Source organism: Actinophytocola sp. (assembly GCF_050699915.1).
Taxonomy (GTDB): domain Bacteria; phylum Actinomycetota; class Actinomycetes; order Mycobacteriales; family Pseudonocardiaceae; genus Actinophytocola.
In genome coordinates this window covers 1-15886 of sequence record NZ_JBOHGA010000149.1, presented here as the reverse complement: position 1 = coordinate 15886, position 15886 = coordinate 1, and the positions used below count along the sequence as shown (strand labels likewise).

Below are 15886 nucleotides of genomic sequence, written 5' to 3'. Positions count from 1 at the left end.
GCGCGGGCCGGCCGGGGAGCGCCCGGCAGGCCGGCCGTCGCGAGCAGCGAGCGCAGCACCTCGCGGACCCGCCCGCGCAGTATCGCGAGCCCCTCCCGCAGCGCGGGGTCGCTCATGTCGACGCCGAGCTGCGCCAGGTGGTTGGTCGTGGTCGCAGGGTCGTCGACGCCCTCGGTGGTGACCAGCGCCGCCGCGAGCACCGCCGCGACCGGGTCGGTGTGCCGGGCCGCGGCCGCGCGCATCCGGTCCGCGACCCCGTCGGACGCGGCGGTCATCATCGCCAGCATCAGGCCGTGCTTCGAGCCGAAGCGGCCGGCCACCGTGCCCACCGCGACCCCGGCCGCGGCCGCCACCTGGGCGAGCGTGAAGCCGGGGCCGTGCGCGCCGATCGTCCGGCCGCACGCGGCCATCAGCTCGTCGTCGGAGATCTTGCGCGGCCGGCCCATGCGAGTTATTGAACCACGATTCGGAAATCAGAGTAGTATCCGAACGACGGTTCAGAAAGAGGGAGACACGATGGTCAGCTGGCAGGAGATCGAGAAGGACGCGCCGGAGTTCGCCGAGCGGGTGCGGACCGTGTTCGGCGCGGGCATCCACAAGACCATCGCGACGTTGCGCGCCGACGGGTCGCCCCGGGTGAGCGGCTCCGAGCTCCAGTTCGTCGACGGCGAGGTCACCCTCGGCATGATGGGCGACTCGATGAAGCTGCGCGACGTCCAGCGCGACCCGCGGATCGCCGTGCACAGTCCGACCCTCGACCCGCCCAAGGAAGGACGTTGGGCCGGCGACGCGAAGCTCGCCGGCCGTGTCGAGGCGATGCCGGCGCCGCCGGACGACCCGAACCCGGACGCCGGCCACTTCCGCATCGACATCACCGAGGTCGCGCTGACCTACGTCGGCGACCCGGCCGACCACCTCGTCATCGAGTCCTGGCACACCGGCCGCGGCTACCGCCGCCGCACCCGCGCCTGACCTACGTCGTCCGCTTGACCCCGTCGCCGGGTGCGAGCACGTCGGCCGAGGCCGTCGACGCCGCCGTGTCTGCCGATGGCGCCCCGTGGGACGCGACCCCGTCGGACGCCGAGCCGTCGGACGCCGGATCCGGCATGCCGTGCGAGTCGTCGAGCATCGTCGCCTCGTCGAACGGGTCCCGGCCCGACAGCACCCGGTCGGCCTGCTCCCGGTCGAACTCCTTGGTCCACGTGCCGACCAGCACCGTCGCCACCGAGTTGCCCGCGAAGTTCGTCAGCGCGCGGGCCTCGGACATGAACCGGTCGATGCCCACGATCAGCCCGACGCCGTCGACGAGATCCGGCCGGTGCGTGGACAGGCCGCCCGCGAGCGTCGCGAGCCCGGCGCCGGTGACGCCCGCCGCGCCCTTCGACGCGATGATCATGAACAGCAGCAGGGAGATCTGCTCGCCGAACGAGAGCGGCGCGCCCATCGCCTCCGCGATGAACAGCGTCGCCATCGTCAGGTAGATCGCCGTCCCGTCCAGGTTGAACGAGTAGCCGGTGGGCACGGTGATGCCGACGACCGGCCTGCTGACGCCGAGGTGCTCCATCTTCGCGATCAGCCGCGGCAGCGCCACCTCCGACGACGAGGTGGACAGGATCAGCAGGAACTCGCGGCCGAGGTAGCGCAGCAACGTCAGCAGGTTCATCCGCGCGAAGATCCACAGCATCGCGCTCAGCACGCCGAACACGAACACCACGCAGGTGAGGTAGAAGCCGAGCATGATCACCGCGAGGCTCTTGAGCGCGTCGACCCCGGTCTCGCCGACGACCGCGGCGATGGCGCCGAACGCGCCGACCGGCGCCACCCACATGATCATCGCGAGGATCCGGAACACCAGCCGCTGGATGTAGCCGACCGCGACCAGGATCGGCCGGCCCTTCTCCTTCAGCGCCTGCAGCGCGAAACCGACGAGCAGCGCGACGAGCAGCGTCTGCAGCACGTCGCCCTCGGTGAACGCGGACACCAGCGTGGTCGGGATGATGCCGAGCAGGAAGTCGACCGTGCTCGTGCTCTCCTCGACCTGCCCCCGGCCCTCCTCGCGGAGCGTGTCGGTGAGCTGCAGCCCGTCGCCGGGATGCAGGATGTTGCCGACGATCAGGCCGATGATCAGCGCGACCGTCGACATGATCAGGAAGTACCCGAGCGCGAGCGTGCCGACCCGGCCGACCTTGGCGGCCTTGGCCACCGAGCCGACGCCCAGCACGATCGTGCAGAAGATGATCGGGCTGATCATCATCTTGATCAGGTCGACGAAGCCGGTGCCGAGCGGCTTGAGCGACTTGCCGAAATCGGGCCAGACGAGGCCGATGAGGATCCCGAGCAGGACCGCGGCGATGACCGCGATGTAGAGGAGATGCGTGCGATCCCGGCGACGGGTGGGGGGCGGTGCGGTTTCGGACACGGCGTTCTCCCTCGCGGACCGGATGCAGGACGCGGCCTTGACGTACCCTGCGTCGGATTGTCCGAAACGGCATGACGCAGGTCACGTTTGTGTTCATTGCGTGCATGACGTCGGCGGTGGTTGTGCGCCAGGCCACACTGTCCCCATGACAAGCGCCGGTCGTCTCGGGCGGTGGAGCCTGGCCGGTCAGCTGCTGGTCCTGCAGGTGACGATCGTCGGGTTGCTCGTGGCCGGCGGCGCCTGGCTGGTCTATCTCGACGTGGCCGACCGGACCGAGGAGGCGACGCGGGACGAGGTCGTCTCGGTCGCGCTGACGATCGCCGACTCGCCCTTCGTGCTCGACGCGGTGGGCTCGGCCGACCCGAGCGCCGTCCTGCAGCCGTTCACCGAGCGGGTGCGCCGTGACACCGGCGTCGACTTCATCACGATCATGGACCCGGACGGCCGCCGCCACACGCATCCGAACCCGGACCGAATCGGCGAGCGGTTCCTCGGCCACACCGCCGAGGCGCTCGCCGGGCGCACCTTCACCGAGACCTACACCGGCACGCTCGGCCCGTCCGTGCGCGCGGTCGCGCCGGTGTTCGACGGTTCCGCGGACGTGGTCGCCCTGGTGAGCGTCGGCATCACGCTCGACGCCATCGCCGGCCAGGTCCGCGACCGCCTCGTACCACTGGTGATCGTCGCGCTCGTCGTGCTCGCGGCGGGCATGGCCGGCACGTACCTGGTGAACCGGCGGCTCGCCAAGCGCACCCACGGGCTCGGCCCGGCCGAGCTGAGCCGGCGGATCGAGTACCACGAGCAGATCCTGCACACCGTCCGCGAGGGCCTGCTGCTGCTCGACCAGGACGGCCGGCTGACACTGTGCAACGACGGCGCCCGCGAACTGCTCGACCTGACCGGCGAGGTCGAGGGCCGCACCCTGGCCGAGCTCCGCCTGCCGCCCGCGATCGTGGCGAGCCTGGGCCGGGTCACCCGCGACGAGATCCAGCTGACCGAGAGCCGGGTGCTCGTGGTCAACTCCGCCCCGGTGCACCCGCACGGCCGGGTCGTGACGCTCCGGGACCACACCGACCTGCAGGCGCTGACCGGCGAGCTGGACTCGGTGCGCGGGTTCGCCGAGTCGCTGCGCTCGCAGGCGCACGAGGCCGCGAACCGGCTGCACACCGTGGTTTCGCTGGTGGAGCTGGGTCGCACCGCCGAGGCCGTCGAGTTCGCGACCGCCGAGCTCGCGCTGGCCCAGCAGCTGACCGACCGCGTCGTCGGCGCGGTGTCCGAGCCGGTGCTCGCCGCGCTGCTGCTCGGCAAGGCGGCGGAGGCCAACGAGCGCGGCGTCGAGCTCGTGATCACCCCGGAGACCGAGATCGACGACGCGGTGCTCGGCGGCGACCAGACGACCGCCCGCGATGTGGTGACGATCCTCGGCAACCTGATCGACAACGCCGTCGACGCGGCACTCGACGGCTCGGCCGCGCCCCGGGTGCTCGTCACCGCCCGGTCCGAGGCGGGCGAGTTGGTGCTGCGGGTCGCCGACACCGGCGCGGGCCTGGCCGCCGAGTCGGTGCCGGAGGCGTTCCATCGCGGTTGGTCGACGAAGGGGGAACCGGGTCGTGGCCTCGGGCTCGCCCTCGTGCGGCAGGCCGTTCAGCGTCGCCACGGCAGCATCGACGTGGGGGCCGGGCCGGACGGCGGCGCGGTGTTCACCGTCCGGCTGCGGACCGTGCGGCTCCAGGAGACGCACTCGTGATCAAGGTGCTCGTGGTCGAGGACGACCTCGTCGCCGCCGAGGCGCACCGCCGGTACGTCGAGCGGGTGCCCGGCTTCGCGGTCGCGGGAGTTGCGCACACGGCGGCCGAGGCGCGCCGCGCGCTCGGCCCGGAGGTGGACCTGCTGCTGCTCGACCAGTACCTGCCCGACGGCGCCGGACTGGACCTGTGCCGCACGCTGCGCGCCTCCGGTCGCCTCGTCGACGTGATCATGGTGACCTCCGCGCGGGACCTCGCGGTCGTGCGCGCCGCGGTCTCCTCGGGCGTCGTGCAGTACCTGCTCAAGCCGTTCACGTTCGCGACCCTGCGGGACAAGCTGGAGCGCTACGCCCGCTTCCGGCGCGGCGTCGAGGGGACGGGCGCCGCCGACCAGACCGACGTGGACCGCCTGCTCGCGACGTTGCGCGGCACCGACAGCGCGCTGCCGAAGGGGATGAGCGGACCGACCCTGGACACGGTGGTGGCGGCGCTGCGCCAGTCCGCCGACGGGCTGTCCGCGAGCGTGACCGGTGACCTGCTCGGCATGTCGCGGGTGACCGCGCGGCGCTACCTGGAGTACCTGGCGGACAACGGGCTCGCCGACCGGCAGCCACGCTACGGACAGGTCGGCCGGCCCGAGCTGTACTACCAGTGGACCCGGCACAAATAGGGCAGACAAGTCGTTCTGCTAATCTGTAGGACGCGACCAGCCTCGTGCGAGCGAGGCCGCGAAGTGGAGCCCCGCTCCCACCCGAGTCACCCAGGTGTCCGGGTTCCGGTCGCCGCGGCTCCGTGTCGGCTCGTCCGGCCGCGGGGTGGCGGTGTCTCGACGCGTAGGCGTCGGGGATCGGTCGGAAGCGGGCCCCGCACACGCCAGGTGTGCGGGGTTCGTGCTGTGTGGGGCTCCGCGACGCGAGCGTCGTATGGACAGAGAACTCGGCCCGAGGAGGCCCCATCAGCTCCGACACACGTATCAATGACCGCATCCGAGTCCCGGAAGTCCGACTGGTCGGACCGAGCGGGGAGCAGGTCGGGATCGTGCGCATCGAAGACGCACTGCGACTGGCTCAGGAGGCGGACCTGGACCTCGTGGAGGTTGCACCGCAGGCACGACCGCCCGTCTGCAGGCTCATGGACTACGGCAAGTTCAAGTACGAGAGCGCGCAGAAGGCACGGGAGTCCCGCCGAAACCAGCAGCTCACCGTGATCAAGGAGCAGAAGCTCCGCCCGAAGATCGACACGCACGACTACGAGACGAAGAGGGGCCACGTGATTCGGTTCCTCGAGCACGGGAACAAGGTCAAGGTGACGATCATGTTCCGTGGTCGTGAGCAGTCCCGGCCGGAGCTCGGCTACCGGCTCCTGCAGCGGCTCGCCGACGACGTCGCCGACCTCGGCTTCGTCGAGGCCGCGCCGAAGCAGGACGGCCGGAACATGATCATGGTGCTGGCACCGCACAAGTCGCAGAAGACGCGCCCGAAGGCGAGCGCGGGCACCGACACGAACTGACCGGCCGGCACGCGCACGGCACAGATACGGAGCGGCGACGGCGACGCTCCGGCAGACGAGCACGAGGATTCACATGCCCAAGAACAAGACTCACTCCGGCACCTCGAAGCGGATCCGGATCACCGGCAAGGGAAAGCTGCGTCGGCAGAAGACCGGCATGCGGCACAAGCTGGAGAAGAAGCCCAGCACGCTGACCCGCCGCCTGTCGGGCACCACCGAGGTGGCCCCGCAGGACGTCAAGCGGATCAAGAAGCTGCTCGGCCGCTGAGCCGCATCCCGTTCCCATGACCACCCGGGCGAGTTTCGACACCGCCCTCGAGATCGACAGGATTTGAACCGTGGCACGCGTCAAGCGGGCGGTGAACGCCCACAAGAAGCGCCGGACGACCCTCGAGCTGGCCAGTGGCTACCGGGGTCAGCGGTCGCGGCTGTACCGCAAGGCGAAGGAGCAGATGCTCCACTCGCTCAACTACGCCTACCGGGACCGCCGGGCCCGCAAGGGTGACTTCCGCCAGCTGTGGATCACCCGTATCAACGCCGCGGCTCGCCAGAACGGCATGACCTACAACCGGTTCATCCAGGGCCTCAAGGCCGCCGGGGTCGAGGTGGACCGCAAGATCCTCGCCGAGCTCGCCGTGAACGACGCCACCGCGTTCGCCGCGCTGGTGGACGTGGCCCGCGACAACGCGGACCCGCAGGGCAAGGCTTCCTGAACACCGAGCCGAAGTCACAGGTGACGCGACCCGGGGACGGTCCTTTCACGGAGAGGACGCCCCGGGTCGTCGCTGCTCGGGCCCTGACCAGGCGCCCCGGGCGGGTCAAGGCCGGCCGCTTCCTCGCCGAAGGCGCCCAGGCCGTGCGCGAGGCGCTGCGCTGGGCCGTCGCCGGGCGCGGGACCGTGCACGAGCTGTTCGCCGTCTCGCTCCCCGACGACCTCATCGCGTTGGCCGCCGAGGCCGGCGTGCGGGTGTCGGCGGTGACCGAGCGGGCCGCCGCGGGGCTGTCCGAGACCGTCACCCCGCAGGGCGTCGTCGCCGTCTGCGACCTGGTGGACGTCCCGCTCGCCGACGCGCTCGCCGGCACGCCACGGCTCGTCGCCGTCCTGGCCGGAGTGGCCGATCCGGGCAACGCGGGCACCGTGATCAGGGTGGCGGACGCGGCCGGCGCGGACGCCGTAATCCTCGCCGGCCACACGGTCGACCCGCACAACGGCAAGTGCGTGCGCGCCTCCACCGGCAGCCTCTTCCACCTCCCGATCGCCCGCGCGACCGTCCCCGAGACGCTCGCCGCGTGCCGGTCCGCCGGCCTGCGTCTGGTCGCCGCCGACGGCCACGCCACCGCCGACCTCGACGCCGACCCCACGCTCGCCGACCCCACCGGGTGGGTCTTCGGCAGCGAGGCGCACGGCCTGCCCGACGACGTCGTCACCGCGCTGGACGGGGCCCTGCGCGTGCCGATCTACGGCGGCGCGGAGAGCTTGAACCTCGCCACCGCCGCGGCGGTCTGCCTCTATGCCACGGCCTGGCGGCAGCGGGACGCGGAGCGCGGTAGGTTCTGACCACCGAAGAAGCCGGGTGGGGTGGTTGCGCATGGGTCGGTTCGCGACATCGTGGCGGATGTTCAAGGCGTCGTGGCACGTCTTGCGGTCCCGCAAGGAGCTCGCGGTCTTCCCGCTGCTGTCGGGGCTCGCCGCGATACTCGTGACCGTCATCTTCCTGACGCCGGCCCTGTTCACCGTCGACTTCGACCGCGGGGAGGCGACGCCGGGCACCTACGTGCTGCTCGGCGCCTTCTACCTCGCGACGGCCTACGTGGCGATCTTCTTCAACGCCGCGCTCATCTCGCAGGCCAACATCGCGCTGAGCGGCGGCGACCCGAGCGTCGCGGGCGGCCTGCGCGTCGCCGGTCGGAACTGGCTGCGGATCCTGCCGTGGGCGCTGGTGTCCGCGACCGTCTCGATCGTGCTGCGGGTCATCGAGGAGCGGCTGGGCTTCCTCGGCCGGATCGTCATCGGGTTGATCGGCATGGCGTGGAACCTCGTCACCTACCTGGTGCTGCCGGTGCTGGTGCTCGAAGGCGTCGGCACGAAGGACGCACTCCGCCGCTCCGCGTCGCTGTTCCGCGGTACCTGGGGCGAGAACGTGCTCGGCAACGCCGGCATCGGCCTGTTCGGGTTCCTGGCGTTCCTGCCGGCCATCGGACTGGTCGCGCTCGGCGTGGCGGCGGGCGGTGCGACGGCGTTCGTGTGTGTGGGCATCGCGATCGTGTGGGGCCTGGTCGTCACGATCGTCGTCGCCGCGCTGTCGGTGATCTACCAGACCGCGTTGTACCGCTACGCCGCCGACGGGGTCTCGGCCCCCGCGTTCGCCGAGGTGGACCTCGGGCACGCGTTCCCGCCGCGGCGCAAGTGACGGCGCCCGGACGGGGAGCCGACCGCGCCATCCGTCGCCCGATCAGGCAGGACGGGAAACTGCATGTAGCTCGATTCATCCGATCACCTAGGATCACAGTGCTCGCGGTAAGCACAGCCGTATCGCCCGCGGGCAACCGTCGCCACATTTCCGGGGAGCTGTCCACCCATCATGTCCGCAGCCAACGACTCCTACGATCCGAAGCAGGTCGCGGCGCTCGCGCCGGAGACGCTGCAGGCTGCCGTCGAGCAGGCGCGCAAGGAGTTCTCGGCCGCGGCTGACCTGGACGCGCTCGCCGCGGCGAAGCCGGCCCACCTCGGGGACAAGGGGCCGCTGATGGTCGCCCGCCGGGAGATCGGCGCGCTGCCACCCAAGGCGCGTTCGGACGCCGGCAAGCGGGTCAACGAGGCACAGAAGATCGTCCGGGAGGCGTTCGACGAACGCCGCGCCGAGCTGGAGACCGAACGCGACGAGCGGGTGCTGCGGGACGAGGGCGTCGACGTCACGTTGCCGTGGGACCGCACCCCGCGCGGCGCCCGGCACCCGATCACCACGATCTCCGAGCGCATCGCCGACGTGTTCGTCGGCATGGGCTACGAGATCGCCGAGGGCCCGGAGCTCGAGACCGAGTGGTTCAACTTCGACGCGCTGAACTTCAAGAGGGACCACCCGGCGCGCAGCATGCAGGACACGTTCTACGTCGCGCCCGCGGACTCCGGTCTGGTGCTGCGCACGCACACCTCGCCGGTGCAGATCCGGGCACTGCTCGAACGCGACCTGCCGGTGTACGTCGTGTGCCCCGGCCGGACGTTCCGCACCGACGAGCTGGACTCCACTCATACGCCGGTGTTCCACCAGGTCGAAGGCCTGGCCGTGGACAAGGGTCTGACCATGGCCCACCTGAAGGGCACGCTCGACGCGTTCGCCCGCGCGATGTTCGGCGACAAGGCCAAGATCCGGCTGCGGCCGTCGTACTTCCCGTTCACCGAGCCGTCCGCCGAGCCGGACGTGTGGTTCGAGGAGAAGAAGGGCGGCCCGGGCTGGGTCGAGTGGGGCGGCTGCGGGATGGTCAACCCCAACGTGCTGCGGGCATGCGGGATCGACCCGGATGTCTACTCCGGCTTCGCTTTCGGCATGGGCGTCGAGCGAACCCTCCAGTTCCGCAACGGCATCCCCGACATGCGGGACATGGTGGAGGGCGACGCCCGGTTCACCGCGCCGTTCGGCACGGAGGCGTTCTGACCGCGCCGATCGCACCGCCGATCGGCCCTGCCGACACAGTCTGACCGTCGTCACCGAAAGGAACACCCCGTGCGGGTTCCCGTCAGCTGGCTCACCGAGCACCTCGAGACGGACGAGAAGTTCACCGCCGAACAGCTCGCGGACGCGTTCGTCCGGGTCGGCATCGAGGTCGAGGAGGTCACCTCGCTCGGCGAGGTGACCGGCCCCCTCGTGGTCGGCCGGGTCGCCGAGATCGAAGAGCTCGCCGAGCACAAGAAGCAGATCCGCTACTGCATGGTCGAGGTCGCCGAGCCCGACGATCACGAGGCGGGCGAGCCGCGGATGCGCGGGATCATCTGCGGCGCCTCGAACTTCGTGGAGGGCGACCTGGTGATCGTCGCGCTGCCCGGGGCCGTGCTGCCGGGCGGGTTCGCGATCTCCGCGCGCAAGACGTACGGCCGGATCAGCGACGGCATGATCTGCTCGGCCCGCGAGCTGGGCCTCGGCGAGGACCACGCCGGCATCCTGGTGCTGCCCAGCGGCGAGGCCGGCGCGGGCGACGACGCCGTGGAGCTGCTCGGGTTGGACGAGTCGGTCATCGAGCTGTCGATCACCCCGGACCGCGGCTACGCGTTTTCCGTGCGCGGCCTCACCCGCGAGCTGGCGTGCGCGCTGGACGTGCAGTACCGCGACCCGGCGGCGATCGACGTGCCGACCGCCGAGGGCGTCGCGTTCCCGGTCGAGATCGCCGATCCCGAGGACTGCCAACGGTTCGTGGCGCGACGGGTCACCGGTGTGGACCAGACGGCGCCGACGCCGTGGTGGGTGCGCCGGCGGCTGATGCTCGCCGGGATCCGGTCGATCTCGCTGACCGTCGACGTGACCAACTACGTGATGCTCGAGACCGGCCAGCCCATGCACGCCTTCGACACGCCGTCGCTGAAGGGGCGGATCGTCGTCCGGCGCGCGACGGCGGGGGAGAAGCTGACCACGCTCGACGACGTGGAGCGCACGCTCGACCCGGACGACATCGTGGTGGCCGACGAGAGCGGGCCGATCTCGCTGGCCGGCGTCATGGGTGGGGCGAGCACCGAGGTGCGGCCGGACAGCACGGACATCCTGCTGGAGGCCGCGATCTGGGACCCGCCGTCGATCGCGCGGGCGGTGCGCCGGCACAAGCTGCCGAGCGAGGCGGCCAAGCGGTTCGAGCGGTGTGTCGACCCGCTGCTGCCGCCGGCCGCGCTCGAGCGGGCCGCCCGGCTGCTGCGCGACCAGGCGGAGGGCAGCATCCAGCCGGGCCGCACCGACGCCGGCGCGGCGCGCCCGCTGCCGACGGTGACGATGGCGATCAGTCTGCCCGACCGTGTGGCCGGGGTGAGCTACGAGCGTGGCGTGACCGTGCGGCGGCTGAACCAGATCGGTTGCGGCACCGATGTCGGCTCGGCCGACGACGGCACGCCGATCGTGACCGTGCAGCCGCCGAGCTGGCGGCCGGACCTGGCCGAACCGGCCGACCTGGTCGAGGAGGTGCTGCGGCTCGAGGGCTACGACACCATCCCGTCGGAGCTGCCCGCCGCGCCGCCCGGGACCGGGACGACCGCGGCGCAGCGTCGCCGGCGGACCGTGGCGCGGGCGCTCGCCGAGGCCGGGTACGTCGAGGTGCTGCCGTTCCCCTTCGTGTCGCCGACCGTGTGGGACTCGTTGGGGTTGGGTCCGGATGACAACCGTCGGCGCACGGTGTCGTTGCTGAACCCGCTGGAGGCCGACCGCAGCGAGCTGGCCACCACGTTGCTGCCGAGCATGCTGGACGTGTTGGTGCGCAACGTCTCCCGGGGCATGCGCGACGTCGGCTTGTTCCACATCGGACAGGTCGTGCTGCCGAAGGCCCAGCAGGTGCCGGTGCCGACCGTCGGCGTGGCCGGGCGGCCGAGCGACGCGGAGGTCGCGACACTGCACGCGGCGCTGCCCCAGCAGCCGACGCACGTGGCCGTCGTGCTGGCCGGCAACCGCGAGCGGTCCGGCTGGTGGGGCTCGGGCGCGCAGGCGAGCTGGGCGGACGCGGTGCGCGCGGCACAGATCGTCGCGGAGGCGGCCGGGGTGCCGCTGACCGTGCGGTCGGCCGACCTCGCGCCGTGGCACCCTGGTCGGTGCGCGCAGCTGCTGGCGGGTGACCTGCCGGTCGGCTATGCGGGCGAGCTGCACCCGAAGGTCGTGGATCGGTTGGGGCTGCCGAAGCGCACGTGCGCGATGGAGCTCAAGCTCGACGGGTTGCCGCTCGTGGAGCGCCGGCCCGCGCCGTCGCCGTCGCCGTACCCGCCGGTGCTGCTGGACGTGGCCCTGGTGGTGGACGAGTCCGTGCCGGTCGCGGAGGTGGCGACCGCCCTGCGCGGTGGTGGGGGAGACCTGCTCGAGGACCTGAACCTGTTCGACGTGTACACCGGCGAGCAGGTCGGCGAGGGCAAGCGCTCGCTGGCCTACGCACTGCGGTTCCGCGCCCCGGACCGGACGCTGACCGTCGAAGAGGCCACCGCCGCCCGCGATGCCGCGATAGCGGCCGCGAGCGACCGCTACGGAGCAGCCCTCCGCGCCTGACTCCGCCCGCCCCGCCCGCCTGCAGCGGCAGGCGAGGGACGGAGCGGCCGGCGAATGGAGTGGGCACGGGCCTCGCGGATCCCCGCAGCTCGTCGACGAGTTCCTCCACCGGAACGTGGGGCGTCGTCGCCACGTGCTGGGCGACTACGCCGGAGCACGAGGATGCTGCCGCCGCACAGTTCGGCCAGCAAGTCCGCCGTCCTGCGGTGGTCGCGATTCGCTCGGCCGGAAAGCCCAGTGCGCCGAGGAAATCATCTACGACCTTTGGCGACCTCCACCTTGGGGCCGGCGGAGAAACCGCCGAGATCCATGGACAGGACCCCGCCGAGAAAGCGGCCCGCGGCCGTGTGTGCCCAGTGAACGGCCAGCGCCGTTGCCGACGACCGCCTCACCGTCACCACGCCGGGCGCGACATCACCGGCCGAGTCGGTCGTCATCTCGTCCCTTGCTCGGTGCTTCGCGGAGCTCCGTGCCGTCCGCCGTCATGACCTCGTGGGCGTCCAGTCGCACCCCCTCGATAGTGACCTGCCGTTGCCCGTGGGCGAGTCAGGGGAGCTTGCGGTGTTGGGGGAGCCAGGCGACGGCGTGGGCCACTGCCTTGTCCAGGTCGAACAGGCGGGTCACCGCTTGGCCTACCTGGGCCTTCGTCACCGCGCCGGTGTTCTCGAAGGTCTCGCCCAGGTCGGTGAAGTCGTCGCTGTTCGTGGCCACGTCGGTGTAGGTGATCCATTCCCGGTCGCCCGACTCGGTCAGCACCGCGCCGCCGAACTCCGTCCTCGGGGCCGGCACGCGGTACTCCGCCAGGTGGAAGGCCGTGCACGAGTTGAACCCCACGCCCAGCAACAGCACCCGCGCGCCCGCACGCTCCAGCGCGGCGAGCGGGGAGTGCTCACCGAGGTGGCTGTCCAGCCGGTGCTCGGCCATCAGCTCGCCGGCGGCACCGCCGACGGCCGCGAACGACGCGTGCGGGTGGTTGCTCCGCACCGCGCCCGGCCACTGACGCACCATCTCCCCGATCGCGCCGATGCCCCAGCTCGGCGTGATGCGCGGGTCGAACGCGGGCATCGACTTCCGGATGACCGGCCACCACTCCTCGGGAACCGGCGGGCTCGTCCAGTGCCGCGGTTCGGAGTTGCCCATCGTCTGGGCGGGCACCACCAGCGTTCCCTCGGACCCGAGCACGTCGAGCAGCGCCTGCACCACGGCCACCGCGCCGCCGCACACCCAGCCGAAGGAGCTCAGCGAGGCGTGCGCCAACACCGTGTCGCCCGGGCGTAGTCCGAGCGCGGCGAGGTCGGCGGCAATCGTGGCGCGTGTCTGGGGTCTGTCCGGCATGGCTCCATCCTGCCGGGCCGCGCGAGCGAGTAAGCGGCGCCGGCGACGCTGCCGAGCCGGCCGGACGCGCTGCGGGGCCGAGTCAGAGGTGCTTGGTCGCCTCCTTTCTGGACAGCGGGGACAGGGTCGGGTGGGCGTCGACGAAGGCGCGTACCCACGCGGGCTCGGTGCGGGCGAACTGCCGCAGCGCCCAGCCGATGCCTTTGCGGATGAAGAAGTCGCGGTCGCCCACGTTGACCTCGATGCAGTACGTGAGCAGGTCGGTGTCGGTGTCCTCCTTGGACCCCAGCTGGCAGATGACCGACGTGCGGCGGCGCCACAGGTCCGGGTCGGTGGCCCACCGCCGCATGACCGGAGTGACCATGTCGCGGTGGGCCCGGAGTAACGGCCCGACCCGCCGGCTCGCGATCTCGTCCACGAAGTCCCACCACGCGCCGGTGACGATCAGCTCCTCGTACATCGGCAGCAGGTCCGGCGACTGCCAGCGCGCGTAGCGGCGGTCGCCGGACAGGTCCATCGCCACGTACCGCTCCTCCCGGTACTCGGCGTCCCGCCACAGCGAGAGCACGGTCGCTCGCCAGGAATCCACATCGGACAGCGGGTGCTCGGCGAACAACCGACGACACAACACGCGACGCTCCGGCGACGCGACGCCGCGGAACGGCATCTCCGATTTCATGTACCGCTGCATGTCCGGCGCCTTGCGAGGATCGGCGAGCTCGGTGAGGCCGGCTCGTGCGGCGGCGAGGAACGCGGTGGAAGCGGTGGTCAGCGGTCGTGTGTCGGTCATGGTGCAGAAGCTACGCGGGGGGTCTGACAAAAAGTCTTGCCTGGTAACCGATGCGTCGCACAGCGTGCGGTCACGATCTCATAACTCGACGGATGGCGTATTCCTTATCGCGGGCGCTGCCGGCAGGCTCTTCCGGTGTCCTGGGAGTCGCAGAGATCCACAGGGACGACAAGAAGAAGAAAAGGGGCAAAGTGAACAAACTCGTTGCCGTCACGGCGGCGGCGGCGGTTGTGGTCGGTGGGTTGGTCGTCGCTCCACTCGCGACAGCCGACCAGACCGAGGACCAGGCCAAGCCCGCCAGCAATCACAAGGAGTACAACCCGCCGCCCGTCCAATGGGGTGAATGCGAGAACCCGACCTTGGTACAGGCGGGTGCGCAGTGTGGCTTCGTCGAGGTTCCGCTCGACTACGACAAGCCGAACGGTGAAAAGATTCAACTGGCCGTGTCACGGGTGACCCACAAGGGCCCGGACGGCGACTACCAGGGCCCGATGCTGGTGAACCCCGGCGGCCCCGGCGGTTCCGGCCTCATCTACGCGATCTTCGGCGACTTCGTCCCGAACGGCGCCGGCGACGACTACGACTGGATTGGCTGGGACCCGCGCGGTGTCGGCTCCAGCCAGCCGTCCCTGAGCTGCGACCCCAACTTCGACGGGTACAACCGTCCGTTCTACGTGCCGATCACGCCCGGCATCGAGCGTGCCTGGCTGAAGCGGTCGAAGAACTACGCGAACGCGTGCGAGGACGCCGGCGGCAAGCTGCTCGAGCACATGACCACGGTCGAGGTGGCCAAGGACATGGACAGCATCCGCAAGGCGCTGGGTTCCGAGCAGATCAACTACTACGGGTTCTCGTACGGCACCTACCTCGGTCAGGTGTACGGCACGATGTTCCCGGACCGGTTCCGCCGGGTCGTCTTCGACGGCAACGTGGACCCGACGCGGGTCTGGTACGAGTCCAACATCGACCAGGACATCGCGTTCGACCGCAACATCAAGATCTACTGGGAGTGGGTCGCCAAGTACGACAGCGTCTACCACTTGGGCGACACCGCCAAGAAGGTCGAGAAGCTGTACTACTCCCAGCTCCCCAAGCTGCTCCGGGAGCCGGCCGAGGGCAAGATCGGGCCGGACGAGTGGACCGACATCTTCCTGTCCGCCGCGTACTACGTGTACGGCTGGGAGGACGTGGCGAACGCGTTCGCCGCGTGGATCCACGACAGTGACGCCTCCGGTCTGCTCGACCTGTACCCGCCGCCGGGCGACGACAACAGCCACGCCGTCTACCTCGCCGTCATCTGCACCGACGCGAAGTGGGTGACGAACTACAACCGGTACCGGCTGGACAACTGGATCACCCACATCAAGGCCCCGTTCACCACTTGGGGTAACGCGTGGTTCAACGGTCCGTGCCTGTTCTGGCCGGGCAAGTCCGAGCGGCCGCTGAAGATCGACGGCCGCGGCGTGGACAGTGCGCTGCTGATCAACGAGACGTTCGACTCGGCCACGCCGTACCCGGGCGCGCTCGAGGTCCGCAAGCGGTTCCCGAACTCCGTGCTCATCGAAGGCGTGAACGGAACCACCCACTCGGGTTCACTGTCCGGAGTGGAGTGCACCGACAGCCGGATCGCCGACTACCTGGAGACGGGTGCGCTGCCCGAGCGCAAGCCGGGCAACGGGTCCGACGTCCAGTGCGACCCGGTGCCGCAGCCGGTGCCTGAAGGCGCCGCGGCGCCGACCGCCCAGCAGCGGTCCGCGTCGGCCTCGCCGACCGAGATGCGCAAGGAGCTGGCCGCGGCCGTGCCGCGCTGACTCCCGACCGCCTGAACACCGCCTGAACACCGCCTGAACACGACGGGCGCCCC

Annotated in this window: 16 protein-coding genes; 11 read left to right on the top strand and 5 right to left on the bottom strand. The window is 71.0% G+C overall.

Features of this window, described 5'->3' with window-relative positions; all coding sequences use genetic code 11:
- Positions 1-446: TetR family transcriptional regulator (locus ACRDSK_RS23005; protein ID WP_431443310.1), on the bottom strand; the 446-nt coding region annotated here is incomplete at its 3' end.
- Between the two features lie 70 nt (positions 447-516).
- Here ACRDSK_RS23005 and ACRDSK_RS23000 point away from each other — a divergent pair.
- A complete protein-coding gene (locus ACRDSK_RS23000) occupies positions 517-972 on the top strand; it encodes a pyridoxamine 5'-phosphate oxidase family protein (RefSeq protein WP_431443309.1) in 456 nt (151 codons plus the stop codon).
- 1 nt (position 973) lies between these two features.
- Here ACRDSK_RS23000 and ACRDSK_RS22995 read toward each other — a convergent pair whose 3' ends face one another.
- Positions 974-2419, bottom strand: a complete 1446-nt coding sequence (locus tag ACRDSK_RS22995) for a cation:dicarboxylate symporter family transporter (RefSeq protein WP_431443308.1) — start codon at positions 2417-2419, stop codon at positions 974-976.
- A gap of 145 nt (positions 2420-2564) precedes the next feature.
- Here ACRDSK_RS22995 and ACRDSK_RS22990 point away from each other — a divergent pair, with 145 nt between their 5' ends.
- From ACRDSK_RS22990 to pheT, 9 genes are all read left to right on the top strand, one after another.
- A complete protein-coding gene (locus ACRDSK_RS22990; RefSeq protein WP_431443307.1) occupies positions 2565-4166 on the top strand; it encodes an ATP-binding protein in 1602 nt (533 codons plus the stop codon).
- Positions 4163-4834, top strand: a complete 672-nt coding sequence (locus tag ACRDSK_RS22985) for a response regulator (protein WP_431443306.1) — start codon at positions 4163-4165, stop codon at positions 4832-4834. The genes ACRDSK_RS22990 and ACRDSK_RS22985 overlap by 4 nt, the downstream gene beginning before the upstream one ends.
- A gap of 227 nt (positions 4835-5061) precedes the next feature.
- Positions 5062-5673: a translation initiation factor IF-3 gene (infC, locus tag ACRDSK_RS22980; protein WP_431443305.1), complete on the top strand. Its 612-nt coding sequence runs from the start codon at positions 5062-5064 to the stop codon at positions 5671-5673.
- Between the two features lie 73 nt (positions 5674-5746).
- A complete protein-coding gene (rpmI, locus tag ACRDSK_RS22975; RefSeq protein ID WP_431443304.1) occupies positions 5747-5941 on the top strand; it encodes a 50S ribosomal protein L35 in 195 nt (64 codons plus the stop codon).
- Between the two features lie 70 nt (positions 5942-6011).
- Positions 6012-6386, top strand: a complete 375-nt coding sequence (gene rplT / locus ACRDSK_RS22970) for a 50S ribosomal protein L20 (protein ID WP_431443303.1) — start codon at positions 6012-6014, stop codon at positions 6384-6386.
- Positions 6387-6406: 20 nt separating this feature from the next.
- On the top strand, positions 6407-7231 hold the full coding sequence (locus tag ACRDSK_RS22965; RefSeq protein ID WP_431443302.1) for a TrmH family RNA methyltransferase: 825 nt from the start codon (positions 6407-6409) through the stop codon (positions 7229-7231).
- 31 nt (positions 7232-7262) lie between these two features.
- A complete protein-coding gene (locus ACRDSK_RS22960; RefSeq protein WP_431443301.1) occupies positions 7263-8084 on the top strand; it encodes a DUF6159 family protein in 822 nt (273 codons plus the stop codon).
- Positions 8085-8255: 171 nt separating this feature from the next.
- Complete coding sequence (gene pheS / locus ACRDSK_RS22955; RefSeq protein ID WP_431443300.1) at positions 8256-9326, top strand: phenylalanine--tRNA ligase subunit alpha; 1071 nt, start codon at positions 8256-8258, stop codon at positions 9324-9326.
- A gap of 69 nt (positions 9327-9395) precedes the next feature.
- A complete protein-coding gene (pheT, locus tag ACRDSK_RS22950) occupies positions 9396-11897 on the top strand; it encodes a phenylalanine--tRNA ligase subunit beta (RefSeq protein ID WP_431443299.1) in 2502 nt (833 codons plus the stop codon).
- A 251-nt stretch (positions 11898-12148) separates the two neighbouring features.
- Here pheT and ACRDSK_RS22945 read toward each other — a convergent pair whose 3' ends face one another.
- The 3 genes from ACRDSK_RS22945 to ACRDSK_RS22935 all read right to left on the bottom strand — a co-directional run bounded on the left by ACRDSK_RS22945 (position 12149) and on the right by ACRDSK_RS22935 (position 14022).
- Positions 12149-12334 (bottom strand): hypothetical protein, encoded by a 186-nt coding sequence (locus tag ACRDSK_RS22945; protein WP_431443298.1) that lies wholly within the window; start codon positions 12332-12334, stop codon positions 12149-12151.
- Positions 12335-12443: 109 nt separating this feature from the next.
- Entirely contained in the window at positions 12444-13232 is a 789-nt protein-coding gene (locus tag ACRDSK_RS22940) for an aminoglycoside N(3)-acetyltransferase (protein ID WP_431443297.1), read from the bottom strand.
- An 82-nt stretch (positions 13233-13314) separates the two neighbouring features.
- A complete protein-coding gene (locus ACRDSK_RS22935) occupies positions 13315-14022 on the bottom strand; it encodes a DNA alkylation repair protein (protein ID WP_431443296.1) in 708 nt (235 codons plus the stop codon).
- Between the two features lie 191 nt (positions 14023-14213).
- Here ACRDSK_RS22935 and ACRDSK_RS22930 point away from each other — a divergent pair, with 191 nt between their 5' ends.
- Complete coding sequence (locus ACRDSK_RS22930; protein ID WP_431443295.1) at positions 14214-15833, top strand: alpha/beta hydrolase; 1620 nt, start codon at positions 14214-14216, stop codon at positions 15831-15833.
- Positions 15834-15886 lie beyond the last annotated feature (53 nt).